Origin of the sequence: Spirillospora sp. NPDC048823 (genome assembly GCF_043198445.1) — a bacterium.
Taxonomy (GTDB): domain Bacteria; phylum Actinomycetota; class Actinomycetes; order Streptosporangiales; family Streptosporangiaceae; genus Spirillospora.
The window spans coordinates 22,531-39,465 of the sequence record NZ_JBICUT010000004.1 but is presented as its reverse complement, the minus strand read 5'-3'; the positions used below and the strand labels follow the sequence as shown (position 1 = coordinate 39,465).

Below are 16,935 nucleotides of genomic sequence, written 5' to 3'. Positions count from 1 at the left end.
CCGCTTCGACGTGGGGACCATCCCCGCGTGCGCGGGGAGCACGTCACACCGCCGTTGGTGGCCGTGCCCGTCGCGGGACCATCCCCGCGTGCGCGGGGAGCACGACGCGACCACATCCGGCGCCGCGTCGGTGGTGGGACCATCCCCGCGTGCGCGGGGAGCACACCCGCACATTGATCGACGTGTCGGCGCCATTGGGACCATCCCCGCGTGCGCGGGGAGCACATCAGGACTGAGTGAAGGAAGAAGAAGCAACGGGGACCATCCCCGCGTGCGCGGGGAGCACTGCTCGCCGGTGTCGCGGGCGATGTAGTCGATGGGACCATCCCCGCGTGCGCGGGGAGCACCCCCGCGACGAGAAGGTCCTGACCTACCTGGGGGGACCATCCCCGCGTGCGCGGGGAGCACCTTGGCGAGAAGCTCGATGACGGTCATGACCTGGGACCATCCCCGCGTGCGCGGGGAGCACTCAGAGTTTCGAGTCGTTCCGAACTTCACTCTGGGACCATCCCCGCGTGCGCGGGGAGCACTTCCCGAAGGCACTATCCGCAGTGGCGCAAACGGGACCATCCCCGCGTGCGCGGGGAGCACTGCTTTGTCCGGGCCTCGCTCGACACCGCCACGGGACCATCCCCGCGTGCGCGGGGAGCACTCCTCGAACAGAGACCGGTTCGCTTCGTAGAAGGGACCATCCCCGCGTGCGCGGGGAGCACGCGATGACCTCCGGTGGGGCGGCGCGGGCCGGGGGACCATCCCCGCGTGCGCGGGGAGCACCGGTGGCTTCGGCGACTCTGCGGGCTGTAGGTGGGACCATCCCCGCGTGCGCGGGGAGCACTCTCCCCGACCTGGGCGTTTAGCTCAGGGCGGGGCCGTTTTCGAGCACTTCTACAGATTCGGACATTTCGGATACAAGTGAGGGGCAGCTTCTGGTCGGGGTGGCGTCCAAGCTACGCGTCCGGTCAGGCTTGGCCGATTTTCGGGACAAGACTGCTGCACCACATCTAAGGTCAACGCATTAAGGGGAAGGAGTGAAGGAAGGTGAGGCTGGTGAGCGACTCCCAGCCATCCTTCGATCTATACACGTTCGTCATCCTGCTTTTCGCGTCTGCCGTCGCCGCTGCCACGGCTGGCCTGACGTACTGGGCAGAGATGAGCGTGCCCTTGGCGCTGTTGGCTGGAGGCGCCGCTGGTAGCACTTCGATGCTCTGGGCCATAAAGGTGTTCAAGCGTCCTTAGCTGCCTAAAGAGATGGAGAGCACGGAGATGGTTTGGTCGCACAGCGATGGTCTCCTTGGCTCCCCGGTGTGGCGATACTTTCCATCCGATGGTGGCCGCCGCTCCCCACGCATGTGGGGTTGACCCCGCATTGAGGGGTTCCATTCAAATGCTCCCCGTGCATGCGGGGATAGGGCGGCCGCTGTCGCTTGAGAGCGGCAGGACGCGGTCGGCAGCGAGTTGTCCGGTTCTGGTCTGGTCTGCCAAAGAGGCCTCATGATCTCGGGATCCGCGGATTGGATGCCGGTGTGCTGGATGCTGCGGTGGAGTTAGCGCGGCTCGGGGGAGGACTGTCTCCGGCTGCGCGTCAGGTGTGGGCGAAGCATGATCGCGATTCGGACGATTGGCTTCCGTTGTGGCGTCACCTCGCGGATAGCGGCGCGGTCGCGGGACTGCTGTGGGACGAGTGGCTTCCCGCTCAGGTGCGACGTGTTATCGGTGCGTCGTTGCCAGGTGGTGCGGATGACGCGCGGCGGCTGGTGGTGTGGTCGGCGGCTACGCATGACATCGGGAAGGCGACGCCGGCGTTCGCCTGCCAGGTCGAAACACTTGCCACCACGATGCGGGGCAAGGGGCTGGAGATGCCGTTGCATCGCCAGATGGATGATCGTCGGCTCGCTCCGCATGGCCTGGCGGGGATGCTTCTGCTTCACGAGTGGCTGATGGAGCGGTACGGCTGGTCCAAGCGGCGGGCGTGGCAGTGGGCGGTGGTCGCGGGTGGCCATCACGGGGTTCCGCCGACGATGAGTGACATCCAGGCGCTGGCCACGCGCCCTCGGCTGCTGCGGTCTCCGGGGAGCGCGGAGGTGTGGCGGGGTGTGCAGTGGGAGTTGCTGGACGCGTGCGCCGAGGTCTGCGACATGGTGGATCGGCTGCCCGAGTGGCGCCAGGTGAAGCTCCCCCAGCCCGCTCAGGCCGTCCTGTCGGGCGTGGTGATCGTTGCCGACTGGATCGCCAGCAACGCCGACTTGTTCCCCTACTCCCTGGACGAGCGGGAGCGGAGCGACTACGAACGCATCGAAGCTGCGTGGCGGGGTCTGAACCTTCCGCCGCCCTGGCAGGCGGTCGATCCGGGAACTGACGCTGCGAGCCTGTTCGCGTCCCGGTTCGAGTTGCCCGTTGGCGCGCGGGTCCGGCCGTTGCAGGAGCGGGCGGTGCAGGTCGCCCATGACATGGCCCCCGGCTTGATGATCATTGAGGGGCCGATGGGGGAAGGGAAGACCGAGGCGGGGCTGGCGGTCGCTGAGAGCTTCGCGAGCAGTACGGGCGCCGGCGGGGTGTTCGTTGCGTTGCCGACGATGGCGACGAGCAACGCGATGTTCTCCCGGGTGCTGCGCTGGTTGGAACGTCTGCCCGACGTGCGGCCAGACGCGGGTACTCGATCGGTCCAGCTCGCTCACTCCAAAGCGGCGTTGAATGAGGATTTCAGAGCGCTCACCTGGGCCGATTATCAGTCGGTGCGCGAAGTGCAGCCGGACGAGGAGACGACGGACGGCGCGCCGGCCGAGTTGGTCGCGCACCAATGGCTGCGGGGCCGCAAGAAGGGGATGCTGGCGTCGTTCGGCGTCGGCACCATCGACCAACTGCTGTTCATGGGCCTCAAGAGCCGGCATCTGGCTTTGCGGCATCTGGCGCTGGCGGGGAAGGTCGTGGTCGTCGACGAGGCTCACGCCTACGACGCCTACATGAGTTCCTATCTGGATCTGGTGCTGTCCTGGCTGGGGGCGTACGGGGTGCCGGTCGTGGTCCTGTCGGCGACCCTTCCGGCAGGTCGGCGCCGCGAGCTGGTGGAGGCGTACACCGCTGCTGAGGGCGCGGAAGCGGTCGAGCGGGCGACCGGGTATCCGCTGATCACAGTCGCTGGACGGGACGGAACGAACGCGGTACACGAGGTCGCTGCGTCCGGGCGGCGTACGGATGTGCAGGTGGAGCGGCTCGACGACGATCTGGAAGCCTTGGCCGACCGCCTCGTCCAGGAGCTGGCCGCGGGCGGGTGCGCGCTGGTGGTGCGCAACACCGTGGACCGGGTGCTGAACACCGCCGACTTCCTGCGCGGCCGGCTCGGCGACGACAACGTCACCGTCGCGCACGCCCGCTTCCTCGACCTGGACCGGATGCGCAAGGACGCCGACCTGGTGAAAGACTTCGGGCCACCAGGTCAAAAGGACGTCCGGCCCGTCGGGCCTCGCGTGGTGGTGGCCAGCCAGGTGGCCGAGCAGTCCTTGGACATCGACTTCGATCTGTTGGTGTCAGACCTGTGCCCGATCGACCTGCTCCTGCAGCGGATGGGCCGGTTGCACCGCCATGAGCGTGGCGAGGGACAGAGCGATCGTCCCGAGCGGTTGCGCCAAGCCCGGTGCCTAGTGAGCGGCGCGGATTGGAACGCCACACCGATTGAATCGGTCAAGGGCTCCCAGCGGGTGTATCAGCCGCACGCCTTGTTGCGATCGGCCGCAGTGCTGTGGCCGTCTCTCACCGGGACGGCGCCGGAAGCGCGGATGGTACGTCTGCCCGAGGACATCAGCCCGCTGGTCCAGCGTGCCTACGGAACGGCGGCCGAAGGTCCCCAATCGTGGCAGCAGGAGATGGACGCCGCTTACGGCAAGTACCGGGTGCACATCGAGAAGCAGCGCAAGAAGGCCGAGGGTTTCCAGTTGGCGGCGGTCGGCGGGGACGGGGACGCGCTGATCGGCTGGATCGACGCGGGAGTGGGCGACACGGACGACACCCCCGCTGGACGCGCGCAGGTCCGCGACGGCGAAGAGTCGCTGGAGGTGCTGGTGGTGCAGCGCCTTGCCGACGGAACGGTCCGTACGGTGCCGTGGCTGGAAGGTGGCAAGGGCGGGCAGGTCTTGCCCACCGAGGCCGTCCCCAGACCTCAGCTGGGCCGCACGGTGGCGGCGTGCGGGCTGCGCCTCCCATTCCAATTCTCCATCCCCAAGATCGCCGAACAAGCCATCGCAGATCTGGAGAAAGAGGTCATATTGGACTGGCAGTCACGGGACAGTTCCTGGCTCGCCGGAGAATTGATCTTGTTCCTTGACGAGAACTGTCGTACCCGGCTGGCAGGTTACGAACTGAGTTACAGCAAGGACGACGGCCTGGAGGTCACCCGTGTCGAATGATCCCCCTTCCTTCGACCTGACGCGCCGACCCTGGCTTCCAGTGCTGCGCACCGATGGGACCGGTGACGTGTTGTCGCTACGGGAGGTCTTCGCCCAGGCCCGCACATTGCGCCGGATCGTCGGTGACCTGCCCACGCAGGAGTTCGCGCTGATACGGCTGCTGCTGGCGATCTTGCATGACGCTATCGATGGTCCCCAGGACTTGGACGCGTGGGAAGAACTGTGGAGCGGCGACCTTCCACTCGAACAAATCAGCGAATACCTGGACGAATATCACGAACGTTTCGACCTGATTCATCCGCAGACGCCGTTCCTTCAGACGCCTTCGCTTCATACCGCAAAAGACGAAGTGTCCTCCCTCGACAAGATCGTCGCTGACGTCCCCAACGGGGCTCCGTACTTCACGATGCGCGGGCGGGGCGTGGAGCGGCTGGACTTCGCCGAGGCCGCGCGGTGGCTGGTCCACGCGCAGGCGTTCGACACCTCGGGCATCAAGTCCGGGGCGGTCGGAGACCCGCGGGCCAAAGGCGGTAAGGGCTATCCGCAAGGTGTGGCGTGGGCGGGCAATCTCGGCGGCGTGCTCGCGGCTGCCGACGACCTGCGCGAGACCCTGCTGCTCAACCTCGTCGCCTTCGACACCAAAACGCTGCGGGTCGATCCGAGCAACGACCGCCCTATCTGGACGCGCGAGGTCCCCACAGCCCGCCCCATGGACGAGGCGGAGGCCGCGCGCCGCCCTTACGGGCCACGAGACCTGTACACCTGGCCGTCACGGCGGATCCGGCTGCATTTCGACGAGGACGGTGTGCTCGGTGTCGTCCTCGCCTACGGCGACTCCCTACCAGCGCGCAACATGCACGCATACGAGCCGATGACGGCCTGGCGGCGCAGCCCGGCCCAGGAGAAGAAGCTGAAGGAGACGCAGGTCTACCTTCCGCGCGTGCACGATCCGACCCGCAGCGCCTGGCGCGGTCTGGGCGCGCTGATCGCCGGCAAGGCCGAAGGAGCCGCGCAGCGCCAGGAGGCGGCCGAGATCGTACGGCCCCGAATCCTGGACTGGCTGGCGCGCCTGACCATTGAAGGCCCGCTGACGCAGAGCCGCCTTTTGCGGGCCCGGCTGATCGGCGCGGTGTACGGGACGCAGCAGTCGATCATCGACGAGGTGATCGATGACGAGGTGGCGATGCCGGTCGTGCTCCTGCACGACCAAGACTCCGAACTCGGGATCGAGGTGATCGACGCCGTTTCCGACGCCGAAACCGCCGTCCGGATCCTCGGCGACCTCGCCGTCGACCTCGCCCGCGCCGCCGGCGACGCGGCAGAGCCCCGCAAAGATGCCGCCTACGACCTGGGATTCGGCACTCTGGATGGCCCGTTCCGCGACTGGCTCGCCGCCCTGAAACCAGAAGATGATCCTCGGCTCGCCCGAGCCGCCTGGCAGAAGGTCGCACGCGCCAAGATCCGCACCCTCGGTGAGGAGCTCGTGAACGCCGCCGGTGAGACCGCCTGGCAAGGCCGCGTGGTCACGGCCAAGGACGGGCGTGACGTCTGGCTGAGCTCTACCCGCGCCGACCAGATCTTCGCCGCCCGACTTGCCAAGGCCCTGCCCAGTGCACGGCGACCAGACGACCCGACAACGGAGGCCCAGGCATGACCTCGGCGACCCCTGCCCTCAAATGGCCCGCGGATCTGGTGGAGAACGCGGCCGACCGGTTCATCGCCGAGTTGCAGAAGGGATTCCTCGCCGACCGGCCCTCTGCCGTCGGGACGCTGGCCCAGCTCCGCCGGGGGGCGGGCAAGCTGCCCGAGGACGTACCCGAGCTGTGGGGCGTCACCGGCGCCGAACGGCTCTTCGCCGACGAATCCCTGTCCCGCGACGAAAGACTCGTGGCCCGCAGCGAGACGGCCTACTTCCTCGCCGTCACGCTGTACGCCCTTCACCAACAGTCGCAGGCCGGCCCGATGCACAAGAAGGGCGTGGACCTCGGGCAGTCCGTCCGCCGGTTGATGCCCAACCCCAGCGAGATCGACGAGACGATCCGCCGGCGCTTCGTGCGGGTGGGCACTGCCGCGACGTCGGAAATCCTGGCCTACCGGCTCCGCGAGGTCATCTCCCTGCTCCGCGGAGAGGGCATCCCGCTCGACTACGGCCGCCTCGCCCGCCAGCTCTACAAAGCGCAGACCCCGGACGGGCTGAACGAGATCCGCCGCGACTGGGGACGCGGCTTCCACACCTACAAGGCCGACGCCGATGACGGCGCCCCCACTGACAAGGACACCGCATGACGACTCGAACCATCGTCGAGCTGCACATCCTGCAGACCGTCCCCCCGAGCAACCTCAACCGGGACGACACCGGCACCCCAAAGTCCGCCGTCTACGGCGGCGTCCGCCGGGCACGGGTGTCCAGCCAGGCGTGGAAGCGCGCCACACGTCAAGCGTTCCAAGACATCCTGGACCCCAAGGACCTGGGCGTCCGCACCCGCCGCCTGGCCGAACTGCTCGGCAAGCGGATCCGTGACCTAGAGCCGTCCATTCCCGAAACCGACGCGTGGGCGCTGGCGGCCGAGACGGTCACGGCCGCGACCGGCGCCAAGATGGAGCCGCCCAAGCGCAACACCAAGGAAGAGGAACGCGCACCGGCCCCCGAGGGCAAGTACCTGATCTTCCTCAGTGCCCGCCAGCTGGACGCCTTGGCCGAGCTGGCCGTGCAGGGCCGCGATGACATCAAGACGTTCTTCAAGAACAAGGAGAACAAGGCCACCGCCAAGCAGCACGCCAAGAGCCGCCACTCGATCGACATCGCCCTGTTCGGCCGGATGGTCGCCGACGACTCCGACATCAACGTCGATGCCGCCGCGCAAGTCGCCCACGCCATCAGCGTCCACCGCGCCGATGTCGAGTCCGACTACTACACAGCCGTCGACGACCACAAGGAACGCGAAGACGACGACAAGGGCGCGGGCATGATCGGAACCGTGGAGTTCAACTCCGCGACCCTCTACCGTTATGCCGCCCTCGACGTCGACCTGCTCCGCAAGAACCTGGGGAAGGGCCTGCGTGAAAACGAGCCCGCGGACGCCCCCGTCCGCCGCGCGGTAGAGGCGTTCGTGCGCGGTTTCGTCGAGTCCCTGCCAACCGGGAAGATCAACACATTCGGACACCACACCCTGCCCGACGCGGTCGTGGTCAAGGTTCGATCGTCGCGTCCGGTCAACTTCGTCGGCGCGTTCGAGCGGCCATGCCAAGCCGACCAAGACTCCGGCGGCCACGTCCGGGAAGCCAGCGAGCGCCTCGCCAAACAGATCCCCGCGATCGAGACCGCCTTCGGTGCGGATGACGACACGCTCACCTGGGTGACGCGCGCCGGCGAGGACACCGAGCCGCTGGCCTCGCTCGGCACCGAACTGCCGTTGAAGGAACTGGTGGCGGCGGTCGGCACGGAGGTCGAGCGGCGGCAGAACGGCTCGGCATGAGCGTCTTGCTCCTGCGGCTCGCCGGCCCGCTCCAGTCATGGGGCTCCGCCGCACGCTTCGCCAGGCGGACCACCGAAGCGGCCCCCACCAAGAGCGGCGTGATCGGACTGCTCGCCGCGGCGCTCGGCAGACCCCGGACCCACGACCCGTCCGACCTGGCCGCACTGCGCTTCGGCGTCCGCGTCGACCAGCGGGGCACGCCACTGCGGGACTTCCAGACCGCGCACGACATGGACAGCGGCGGCGCCATGCCGGTATCCGAGCGGTTCTATCTCGCCGACGCCGTCTTCGTAGCAGCCGTCGAAGGACCTCACGGCCAGCTGTCCGACCTGCACCGGGCCCTCGAAAGGCCCGGCTTCCTGCCCTATCTCGGACGCCGGTCATGCCCGCCGTCGCTCCCGATCGACCTGCGACTACGTGAGGACGCCAACCTGGAAACAGCGCTGAAGGCCGAACGATGGCACGCCTCGGACTGGCATCAATGGCGACGTCGCAAGGAACAGCGGGTGGAACTCGAAGTGCTCATCGAAGTCAACGGCCAGAACGAACGCGTGGACACGCTGCGCGACCAGCCGATCAGCTACGACCCGGCGCACCGCCGGTACGCGCTGCGCGGCGTCCGCAGATTTTCCGTCACGGTGCCGAACCCACGTGCGGCCCATGACATCGAGCACGACCCAACGACCGTCCTGAGGAGCGAATGACATGTACCTGACGCGCTTCCGCATCAACACCGGACGCGTCGGCGCCCGCAAGCTGCTGGCCTCACCCCAGACCATGCACGCGGCCGTCATGACCTCATTCGCCGACGCCCCATCCGGAGACAACGGGCCCCGCATCCTGTGGCGCCTGGATCGCAACAGCGCCGCCGACACTCATCTGTGCATCGTCAGCCCGATGCGGCCCGACCTCACCCACCTGGTCGAGCAGGCAGGCTGGCCCACCACGGCCCGCTGGGAGACCTTCGACTATGCCCCATTCCTCAAACGCCTGACCAAAGGCGACACTTGGAGCTTCAGGCTCACTGCCAATCCCGTCCACCACATCCGCCGACGAGCCGACGAGCCCACCAAGGTCACCGCACACCTCGTTCCCGAGCGCCAACTGGCGTGGTTGCTGAAGCAGGAGGAAAGGGCAGGGTTCAAGGTGGCGGAGAAACCCCCGGAAAAGCAGCTCGTCCCCAACCGAGACACACACGACCTGCTCATTCACGGCCGCCGTCAGTTCCGCTTCGGCAAGAAGGGCAGCGGCGGACACGTCACCCTGGTCGCCGTAACGTTCGACGGACGCCTAGAGGTCACCGACCCTGACGCGTTCCGCACGACCCTGACCCACGGGCTGGGGCGCGCCAAGGCCTACGGCTGCGGCCTGCTGACCCTTGCGCCGAGCTGACCATGTCCACCGTCGGTAAACGCCGGGCTTCCTCCCCGCGCGAACTCACCCGGATGGGCGACCGCATCTCGTTCATCTACCTCGAACGCTGCACCCTGCACCGCGACGACAACGCCATCACCGCCGAAGACGCCGACGGCATCACCCACATCCCGTCGGCCACCATCGGCACCCTTCTGCTCGGCCCCGGCACCCGCGTCACCCACCAGGCCATGAGCGTCCTGGGCGACAGCGGCGCCGGAGTCGTCTGGGTCGGCGAGCAGGGCGTGCGCTTCTACTCAGGCGGCCGTTCCCTCAACCGCTCTTCCGCCTTGGTCGAAGCCCAGGCCACCGCCTGGGCCAACCGCCGCACCCGCCTCGACGTCGCCCGCGCCATGTACCGGATGCGGTTTCCCGGAGAGGATCCGTCCGGCCTCACGCGCCACGAACTCCTCGGCCGCGAAGGACGACGCGTCAAAGAGCGCTACCGCTATGAAGCAGACAGAGTCGGCCTCACCTGGAACAGCCGCCAGTACGTCCCCGGCGACTTCGACTCCGGCGACGCCGCCAACCAAGCCGTCACCGCCGCAGCCCAATGCATGTACGGCATCGCCCAAACCACCGTCGCCGCCCTCGGCTGCGCCCCCGGACTCGGATTCATCCACTCCGGCCACGAACTCGCCTTCGTCCTGGACATCGCCGACCTCTACAAGACCGAGATCGCCATCCCTGTCGCCTTCGAAGTCGCAGCCGACAGCCCCGACGACGTCGGCTCCCGCACCCGCCGCGCCATCCGCGACCGCGTCAACGAAGTTGGCCTGCTCCGCCGATGCGTCCACGACATCAAGCGCCTCCTACTGCCCGACGACACTGACGGCGACCCCACCGGCAACGACACCGACCACGTCACCCTGCAAAGCGACCACGGCATGAACATCGAGTCCGGACGCAACTACGCCGAAGACGTGAACTGGTGACCATCATCATCCTCACCAACTGCCCGGCCGGCCTACGCGGCTTCCTCACCCGCTGGCTCATGGAGATCTCTCCCGGCGTCTTCATCGGCGGCCCCACCGCCCGCATCAGGCAAGCCCTCTGGGACGAGGTCCACCAGTACGCCGACACCGGCCGCGCCCTGCTCGCCTACACCACCAACAACGAGCAGGGCTTCACCTTCGAGACCCACGACCACAAATGGCACCCCATCGACCACGAGGGCCTGACCCTGATTCGCCGTCCCAAAGTCCAGCCGGCCATCTCGTCGAAAACCCCGCCAGCCGGCTGGAGCAAAGCCTCCAAACGCCGCCGCTACGGCAAGCGCTGAACAGTGCTGGGACACCACTTCAAACACGGCGTCCGAAATGTCGGAATCTTATGAAGTGCTTCCAAATGGCACTGCCGCCTCATAAACCTGCAGGTCAGTCAGAGTGCTCCCCGCGCACGCGGGGATGGTCCCAGCCCCAGGGACAGCGCGTCCCCTTCCGTGATGTGCTCCCCGCGCACGCGGGGATGGTCCCACCGACGCCGACGCCCACACGCACGACCGTGCGTGCTCCCCGCGCACGCGGGGATGGTCCCGCCCAGACGGTGACGTCGGCCTTGCCGATGGTGCGGCGGTGTGCTCCCCGCGCACGCGGGGATGGTCCCAGCACACCGGGGATGACACCGGCGTAGATCGCGTGCTCCCCGCGCACGCGGGGATGGTCCCCGCGCGCCTCGTGGTCGCGCCGGTCGGGCCCGGTGCTCCCCGCGCACGCGGGGATGGTCCCCCCAGCGGTCAACCATGGCTTGCGTAGCCTGCGTGCTCCCCGCGCACGCGGGGATGGTCCCGCTGCGCAGGCAGAACTGCATGCCATGTGGGAGTGCTCCCCGCGCACGCGGGGATGGTCCCGGAGAACCCGTTCCCCAGGACCTTGGAAATGTGTGCTCCCCGCGCACGCGGGGATGGTCCCTGATCTACCGCGCCGGGGCGGTGTCCTCGGTGGTGCTCCCCGCGCACGCGGGGATGGTCCCGGGGTCAGGTTGTCTTGCGCGGTCAGGTCCTGGTGCTCCCCGCGCACGCGGGGATGGTCCCGGCAGTAGGTCCCGCACCCGCTGGACGGCGGCGTGCTCCCCGCGCACGCGGGGATGGTCCCCCTGGGCTGGGGTTTGGCCCCCGGCAGGGCTCGTGCTCCCCGCGCACGCGGGGATGGTCCCCGGGCCCGGAACCGTCTAATAAGCAAACACCCGTGCTCCCCGCGCACGCGGGGATGGTCCCCGGGCCAGCGACCCGGCAGCCGACCGTAGCGAGTGCTCCCCGCGCACGCGGGGATGGTCCCGAAAAGTCACGCTAGCGGCCCCGGCGGTCCGGGTGCTCCCCGCGCACGCGGGGATGGTCCCTGCTAGGACAGAGCGCTACAGGCTCATCGGGGGTGCTCCCCGCGCACGCGGGGATGGTCCTCTTTGCCTTCACGCCGGGCGCGACGCGAGGTAGTGCTCCCCGCGCACGCGGGGATGGTCCCGGGCCGGGCCTGAACGCGGCGCACTACGGCGTGTGCTCCCCGCGCACGCGGGGATGGTCCCGCGCCGAGCGTGGCGTCAGCGGTCACGCGGGTGTGCTCCCCGCGCACGCGCGGGTGGTCCCTCGTGGGTGGCTGTGGGCGGCTGCTCCTTGTGCATGGTCTCTGGCACCGATCAGCAGCGGTCGCGGGCCAACGGCGTGCGTACTCTCCGTGGTCTGGGAGTGCCTCGCGGCCATGCAGCCCCGGGCGTTCGGCCGCGTGGCCTTGCGAATGCGCCGCCGCGCAGACGGGATGGCGGGGTGCTCCCACCCCTGTGGCTTCAAGCGAAGCTCCTCATCGTCGTTCAGCGTGATCGTCGAATGTCATTCGTTCTTGGTGCTGGTAGCGGCGGTACTGCTTGGCGAGGACGTCGAGGGGGAGCAGGGGCCAGCGGGTGACGGTGCCGGTGGTCTTGTCGATGACGAGGGTGGTGGGGGTGTCGATGGTGGGAACGGATGGGGGCTCGGGAATGGTCGCCAGGATCGGAATGGCCTGGTAGCCGTCCTCAAATTCTTGAATATGGATCAGGATCGGGTTGTCATGGTGGCCGGGCAGGTAGAGGTGGGCTCGGCGCCAGGCCTCGGTTGCATCTACCGGGATGTGCTCATGCGGGGTGAGCGCCGGGACCTTTGGGTGAAGGCGAGAATCGGGCTGGTCGGAGGAGTCCCCGTGAGTGTGGGACGCCCCGATGACCAAGGTCAGGATCTCTGCGACATTGATCAGCAGCTCGTGAGCGTGCCGGAGGAAGACAACGGTGTCGGTGAGGTCGCCGGGTCGCATCAGTTGATCGAAGACGCGTTCACTGCCGTTGCTATCGACTCGTCCTGCGAGGTCTCTGAGGTCTTCGATGGCTCGCGCTAGGCGGGCGTTAAGTTCGGCGGCTTGGTGCATAGGTCTTCCTGGCGTGCGTGGGCCGGGGACGCGGCGTACGGGAGGTGTCGCCGCGTCCCCGGGGCTTGGCTCCGGAGCTTGGTCCGGGAGGTGTTGGGCGCGTTCAGGCCGGTGATGCGGAAGCGTGTGCCGTTTCGTGGCAGCTGACGATGCGTTCAGCGGCTTCCTGCAGGTCGATCAGCGGCTGATGGGTGTAGCCCTGGCTGCTGCGCCAGGAGAAGGCGTCCGGCTCTACCCAAATGTTCAGGGCTCCGACGTTGATGACCGAGATGCCGTTGTGGTCGCTGCGGCGGGTGGCAGGGATACCGCGGGCACGTAGGCCTTCGGAGAGCCGGCTTGCTGCGGCTGCGGAGGTGATGACGCGGTTGGCGGTCGGCCAGCCGGTCGGGAGGGGGAGGGTGAACCAGACGCTTTTGCCTACCGAGGTGGTGAGACGGGAGCGGGTGAAGTTCGTGCCCGTGTTGGAGGAGAGGGCCGCGACGATGGACAGACCCTTGCCGTGCTCGTTGAGTAGGTCGGACTCATGGGAGACGGGCCAGATCTCGCGATGAGAGTCGTACACGGAGACGACGAGTTCAGGGGCGGGGTGGGTGCGTGCCCAGACCCATAGTTCGGGGCGCGTCGTCGAGGAGGCGTGCGTGTGCGCGTTGGTGGCCAGTTCGGACGCCGCGAGCTTGGCGTCTTCGATCGCGTCGGCGGTGAAGTTGAGTTCGTGCATCGTTGCGGCGAGGAGCGAGCGCGCTTGGGACGCGCAACTCGGGTCTCGAGGTAGCTGGAACGCGCAGGCTCCGCCGGACGGGATGTCATCGGGTTCGCCGGTCAGCATCGGCCGCTCCTCCCGGGTGTCCTGGGCATGGTGTGGCGACCGCGACATCTACCCCGCTTCCTGGAGGGCCTCCGGTTGGACGAGGCATGCGCAGCAGGAGGCGGGTAAGAACCGGCGCTTCTGTGCGGCGCCCTCGGCGAAGGCTGTTGCGACCGACTGGGCCGTGGCGGACGGGGCATGAGGGAGGCGAGGCGACGGCTCAGGACCTCTGGCGTGGCGCCCTCGACCAGGCGGGGTGTGCCGTCTTGGGCGTGGGTCAAGGCCCAGTAGCTTCCGGTGTACTCGCCGAACCAGACTGTTACCCCCGGGAACTGTCTGGCGATTTCGGCGACGGCTCGGTCGGGGTCGGCGTCGCTTGTCCAGGGCGCCGGCGACGTCATGAGCGTTGTCTTCCGGGTGGGGTGTCGTCCTCGGACGGGGAGCGGTGAGTACTCCAGGGTGGGCGGCATCGCCTGGGCGGGCGACGGATTCGTACGATCATGCATAGTCGGACCTCCTGCGTCCGATCAGGCCCCGGCCGGTGTTGCCGCACCGCGTCCGGGGCCGCTTGACGTTTGTCGGGCCATCTCCGGGGGTCACGCCGAAGAGCAGCGAAACCAGCCGCTTCCGGTCTCATCACTCGCGCTCTGCAATCGGGTGAGTACGAACCCAGCATGCACAGTGAATCTGTGCCGCACAAGTGTGCCGACAAGTCAATGTCAGGATTGCAGGTATATGTCCGCGATATTCTTGGCTGGCAGCTTCGAAGCTCCTGCTTCGCGACGGCGAGTGACACTTGCGCGGGGTAGTTTGTGCCACGCAAGCAATAGGGGGATCTATGCCGCAGCCTGGAGTCACGACCGTTCGGATGCGCCGACTGGGCTCCGAACTGCGCAAGCTGAGGGAGAACGCCGGCTACACCATCGAGCAGGTCGCCGAACACCTGGAGTGTTCGCCCTCGCGGGTGAGCCGCATCGAGACGGGCAAGGCGCAGCCGCCGAAGCAGCGGGAGATCCGTGACCTGCTGGAGCTGTTCGGTGCGACGGATGCCCGGACCGGGGACACGCTTCTTCAACTGGCCAAGGAGGCGGCGCAGCCAGGCTGGTACAGCGAGTTTCAGGACGTCTTCCCGCCCCGCTTCGGCTCCTACATCGGGTTGGAGAGCGAGGCCGCCGAGCTGCGGCATTTCGACAACCAGCTCGTCCACGGACTGCTGCAGACACCCGAGTACGCCCGCGAGGTCCTGCAGACGACCCTGCCGGGCGAGGCTCCCAAGACGATCGACCGCTTGCTGGAGCTCCGGCTCGCCCGGCAGCAGATCCTCGGCCGTGCCACGCAGGCGTTCGCCCTGTGGGTGATCTTGGACGAGAACGTGTTCCGCAGACCGATCGGTGAGGCCGCGGTGATGCGCGGACAGGTAACCCGCTTGCTCGACGCGATCGAGACTCCCAACATCACCGTGCAGGTTCTACCCTTCGACAAAGGTGCACATGTCGGGCTCGACGGGCCGTTCTCGCTGCTCGGCTTCCCCGAGCCCACCGACCCGGACGTCGTCTACGTCGAAAGTCAGGCCGGCAACGCCTACCTGGAGCAACCGCACCAGGTGAGCCGCATGAACACCAAGTTCAACCTGCTGGTGGCATCGGCGCTCGACCCCCGCGAGACGGCCGCCTTCCTGCGCAGTATCGAAAAGGAGACTCGATGACCGACCCGGCCCCCTCCGCCCTGAGATGGCGCAAAGCGACGGCCAGCCAAGGCAGCCAAGGTTGCGTCGAATTGGCTCCTCTCGCCGGCACCCTCGTGGTCCGCGACTCCAAGAACCCCGACGGCCCCACGCTCCTCTTTGGCCGCAGCGCGTGGCGCGAACTGACCGACCGCGTGAACCGCGGAGAACTCGACCTTTAAAGGTGTTCGTCCGCCGCGTCTAGTTCGCGGAGTTACGGGCGAGCGTCGGCATGGACATGAGCTGGTCGAAGGCATCGGGCCTCGACAGCAGCGGCAGACGGCCGGACATCGGCAGCCCAGCGGCGTTTGCGATGACCTCGCCGCCGTTTGAGACCGTTACGGACGCTGTAGCCGAGGTCGATAGGGACACGACGACGAGTTGGCCTTGTTGATGGGCGGGGAGTGCTTGAAGGTCATCGACCTCGTCGGCATAGGTGACAAGGAGGCGCCGTGGCGGCCCCGGGCGAGCCAAGTTCTTACGGGTCTGCGCCGGGTCGTCAGTGAGGACGAGGCCGGGGATCCGGTCATCTTGCAGCGTTCCTACGTCGATACCGAATAGCCGCCACGCGTCGGTGCGACTGAGGACGAGTTCGGTGGCGTTGCCTTGGCGGCTGAGGAGGACGTCCACGGCGAGGCGGCGGGCAGCGTCTTCGGCTCCCGGGCCGGCGAGCGAAACGCTCTTCTTGGCGAAGTAGGCGATTGTACGCGCGGTTTGGGGCGGGGTGGCGCTGGAGGACGTCGCAGGCGTGGGGGGCGCTTTAGGTCGGGTATTTCGTTTGAGGCGCTCGCCTATCGACATCGCTGCCTGGACGACCTTCTGTCGCTGTCTGCCCGCGTAGGCGGCGCCGCCGATCAGGGTGAGGAGCGCGAATGCTCCAGCCCATCCTGCTGGCCCCGGCATGTAACCGTCCCGGTTGGTGGGTGAGGTTGGGATACGGGGGTCCACGGGCGCCTCCGCCGTCTTCGTTGCGACGGAAGGTTGTGTTCCGTTGGACGGCTTCACCTCGGCCCCGCCGGAGGGGCTGACGCGTTCGCCAGTGCGGGGTTCAGCAACGGCGGATGGGGACGGCGGTGTCGGGTCCGGCTGGTGCTTCTCGGTTCTGTGACGTGGATGCTTTAATGCTGGGTCCTGCCGAGGGTGCTTGGACGCTTTCGGTATCGAATCGCGGAAGACGTCGCCCCAGTCGGGGTCACGGCCGGTCCGGATGCTCCGCAGCACCTCCTTCCGGGCACGGCGGCAGATCTTGTCTCGGTCGACGTGCTCGCCAGCGACCGGACCGAATGGACCGCAAGCCGCGACGCGTCGGATAGTGAGCGGGTCTGCGTCCTCACGAAGGGCGGAGCCGGCCAGAGCGACGGTGCCGATGAGGAACGTGGAGTTGACGACGATCGGGAGCCAGCGCGTCGTTGAGACCTCACGCATACGGACCTCGTTCGCGGGTGCGGCCCCGGCCGTGCTCGAGGGGAGGCGCGGGAGGTCGCTGATAGGACGTCCGCGGAGGATCTGGAAAGCGGCGAGGCCACCTGATGGCAGTTATGAGCGCGATGGGCCAGCCGAAGACGGTGACGCAGCAGATCACGTTGAGCAGGATGATGTAGCCGATGTCGTCGGCACCGCGCATGAGCGCGATGAGAGTCGGCAGCGCCGCGAAGACGGCGAGGAGGCCGATCAGCGCGAGCCAGAAATACACGCTGTTCTGGATGGCGGTCATCACTTCGTTTCCTCC

General features: G+C 67.7%; 15 protein-coding genes and 2 CRISPR repeat arrays (1 of these 17 only partly in view). Of the genes, 11 read left to right on the top strand and 4 right to left on the bottom strand.

The annotated features are described in order from the left end of the window. Positions 1 to 835: direct repeats of the CRISPR family, unit length 29 nt; unit sequence GGGACCATCCCCGCGTGCGCGGGGAGCAC; it reaches 110 nt to the left of the window's first position. Positions 836 to 1,047: 212 nt separating this feature from the next. The 9 genes from ACGFK0_RS11045 to cas2e all read left to right on the top strand — a co-directional run bounded on the left by ACGFK0_RS11045 (position 1,048) and on the right by cas2e (position 10,571). Beyond that, positions 1,048 to 1,236: a hypothetical protein gene (locus tag ACGFK0_RS11045; RefSeq protein ID WP_392902997.1), complete on the top strand. Its 189-nt coding sequence runs from the start codon at positions 1,048 to 1,050 to the stop codon at positions 1,234 to 1,236. 290 nt (positions 1,237 to 1,526) lie between these two features. After that, on the top strand, positions 1,527 to 4,400 hold the full coding sequence (cas3, locus tag ACGFK0_RS11040; protein ID WP_392904034.1) for a CRISPR-associated helicase Cas3': 2,874 nt from the start codon (positions 1,527 to 1,529) through the stop codon (positions 4,398 to 4,400). Beyond that, a complete protein-coding gene (gene casA / locus ACGFK0_RS11035) occupies positions 4,390 to 6,054 on the top strand; it encodes a type I-E CRISPR-associated protein Cse1/CasA (protein ID WP_392902995.1) in 1,665 nt (554 codons plus the stop codon). The genes cas3 and casA overlap by 11 nt, the downstream gene beginning before the upstream one ends. Next, on the top strand, positions 6,051 to 6,686 hold the full coding sequence (casB, locus tag ACGFK0_RS11030; protein WP_392902992.1) for a type I-E CRISPR-associated protein Cse2/CasB: 636 nt from the start codon (positions 6,051 to 6,053) through the stop codon (positions 6,684 to 6,686). Before casA ends, casB begins: the two co-directional genes overlap by 4 nt. Continuing rightward, positions 6,683 to 7,876 (top strand): type I-E CRISPR-associated protein Cas7/Cse4/CasC, encoded by a 1,194-nt coding sequence (cas7e, locus tag ACGFK0_RS11025; RefSeq protein WP_392902988.1) that lies wholly within the window; start codon positions 6,683 to 6,685, stop codon positions 7,874 to 7,876. The genes casB and cas7e overlap by 4 nt, the downstream gene beginning before the upstream one ends. Next, entirely contained in the window at positions 7,873 to 8,580 is a 708-nt protein-coding gene (cas5e, locus tag ACGFK0_RS11020; protein WP_392902986.1) for a type I-E CRISPR-associated protein Cas5/CasD, read from the top strand. The genes cas7e and cas5e overlap by 4 nt, the downstream gene beginning before the upstream one ends. Before the next feature lies 1 nt (position 8,581). Then, positions 8,582 to 9,268 (top strand): type I-E CRISPR-associated protein Cas6/Cse3/CasE, encoded by a 687-nt coding sequence (gene cas6e, locus ACGFK0_RS11015; RefSeq protein ID WP_392902983.1) that lies wholly within the window; start codon positions 8,582 to 8,584, stop codon positions 9,266 to 9,268. A 2-nt stretch (positions 9,269 to 9,270) separates the two neighbouring features. Next, positions 9,271 to 10,224 (top strand): type I-E CRISPR-associated endonuclease Cas1e, encoded by a 954-nt coding sequence (gene cas1e, locus ACGFK0_RS11010; RefSeq protein ID WP_392902980.1) that lies wholly within the window; start codon positions 9,271 to 9,273, stop codon positions 10,222 to 10,224. Beyond that, positions 10,221 to 10,571: a type I-E CRISPR-associated endoribonuclease Cas2e gene (cas2e, locus tag ACGFK0_RS11005; RefSeq protein ID WP_392902978.1), complete on the top strand. Its 351-nt coding sequence runs from the start codon at positions 10,221 to 10,223 to the stop codon at positions 10,569 to 10,571. The genes cas1e and cas2e overlap by 4 nt, the downstream gene beginning before the upstream one ends. 103 nt (positions 10,572 to 10,674) lie before the next feature. Then, a CRISPR array of direct repeats spans positions 10,675 to 11,870; the repeat unit is 29 nt; unit sequence GTGCTCCCCGCGCACGCGGGGATGGTCCC. A 211-nt stretch (positions 11,871 to 12,081) separates the two neighbouring features. Here cas2e and ACGFK0_RS11000 read toward each other — a convergent pair. Together ACGFK0_RS11000 and ACGFK0_RS10995 are read right to left on the bottom strand one after the other, a co-directional pair. Next, complete coding sequence (locus ACGFK0_RS11000; protein ID WP_392902975.1) at positions 12,082 to 12,678, bottom strand: hypothetical protein; 597 nt, start codon at positions 12,676 to 12,678, stop codon at positions 12,082 to 12,084. Between the two features lie 103 nt (positions 12,679 to 12,781). Continuing rightward, positions 12,782 to 13,504 carry an ATP-binding protein gene (locus tag ACGFK0_RS10995; RefSeq protein WP_392902972.1) on the bottom strand — a complete coding sequence of 241 codons (723 nt, stop codon included), beginning with the start codon at positions 13,502 to 13,504 and terminating at the stop codon, positions 12,782 to 12,784. 847 nt (positions 13,505 to 14,351) lie between these two features. Between ACGFK0_RS10995 and ACGFK0_RS10990 the strand changes: the two genes are divergently transcribed. After that, positions 14,352 to 15,188 (top strand): helix-turn-helix domain-containing protein, encoded by an 837-nt coding sequence (locus tag ACGFK0_RS10990; RefSeq protein ID WP_392902969.1) that lies wholly within the window; start codon positions 14,352 to 14,354, stop codon positions 15,186 to 15,188. After that, complete coding sequence (locus ACGFK0_RS10985) at positions 15,185 to 15,388, top strand: DUF397 domain-containing protein (protein ID WP_392902966.1); 204 nt, start codon at positions 15,185 to 15,187, stop codon at positions 15,386 to 15,388. Before ACGFK0_RS10990 ends, ACGFK0_RS10985 begins: the two co-directional genes overlap by 4 nt. A gap of 19 nt (positions 15,389 to 15,407) precedes the next feature. Here the strand turns inward: ACGFK0_RS10985 and ACGFK0_RS10980 are convergent, their stop codons facing one another. After that, positions 15,408 to 16,154 (bottom strand): hypothetical protein, encoded by a 747-nt coding sequence (locus tag ACGFK0_RS10980; RefSeq protein WP_392902964.1) that lies wholly within the window; start codon positions 16,152 to 16,154, stop codon positions 15,408 to 15,410. Positions 16,155 to 16,623: 469 nt separating this feature from the next. Then, entirely contained in the window at positions 16,624 to 16,920 is a 297-nt protein-coding gene (locus ACGFK0_RS10975; RefSeq protein ID WP_392902961.1) for a superinfection immunity protein, read from the bottom strand. Positions 16,921 to 16,935: the final 15 nt, after the last annotated feature.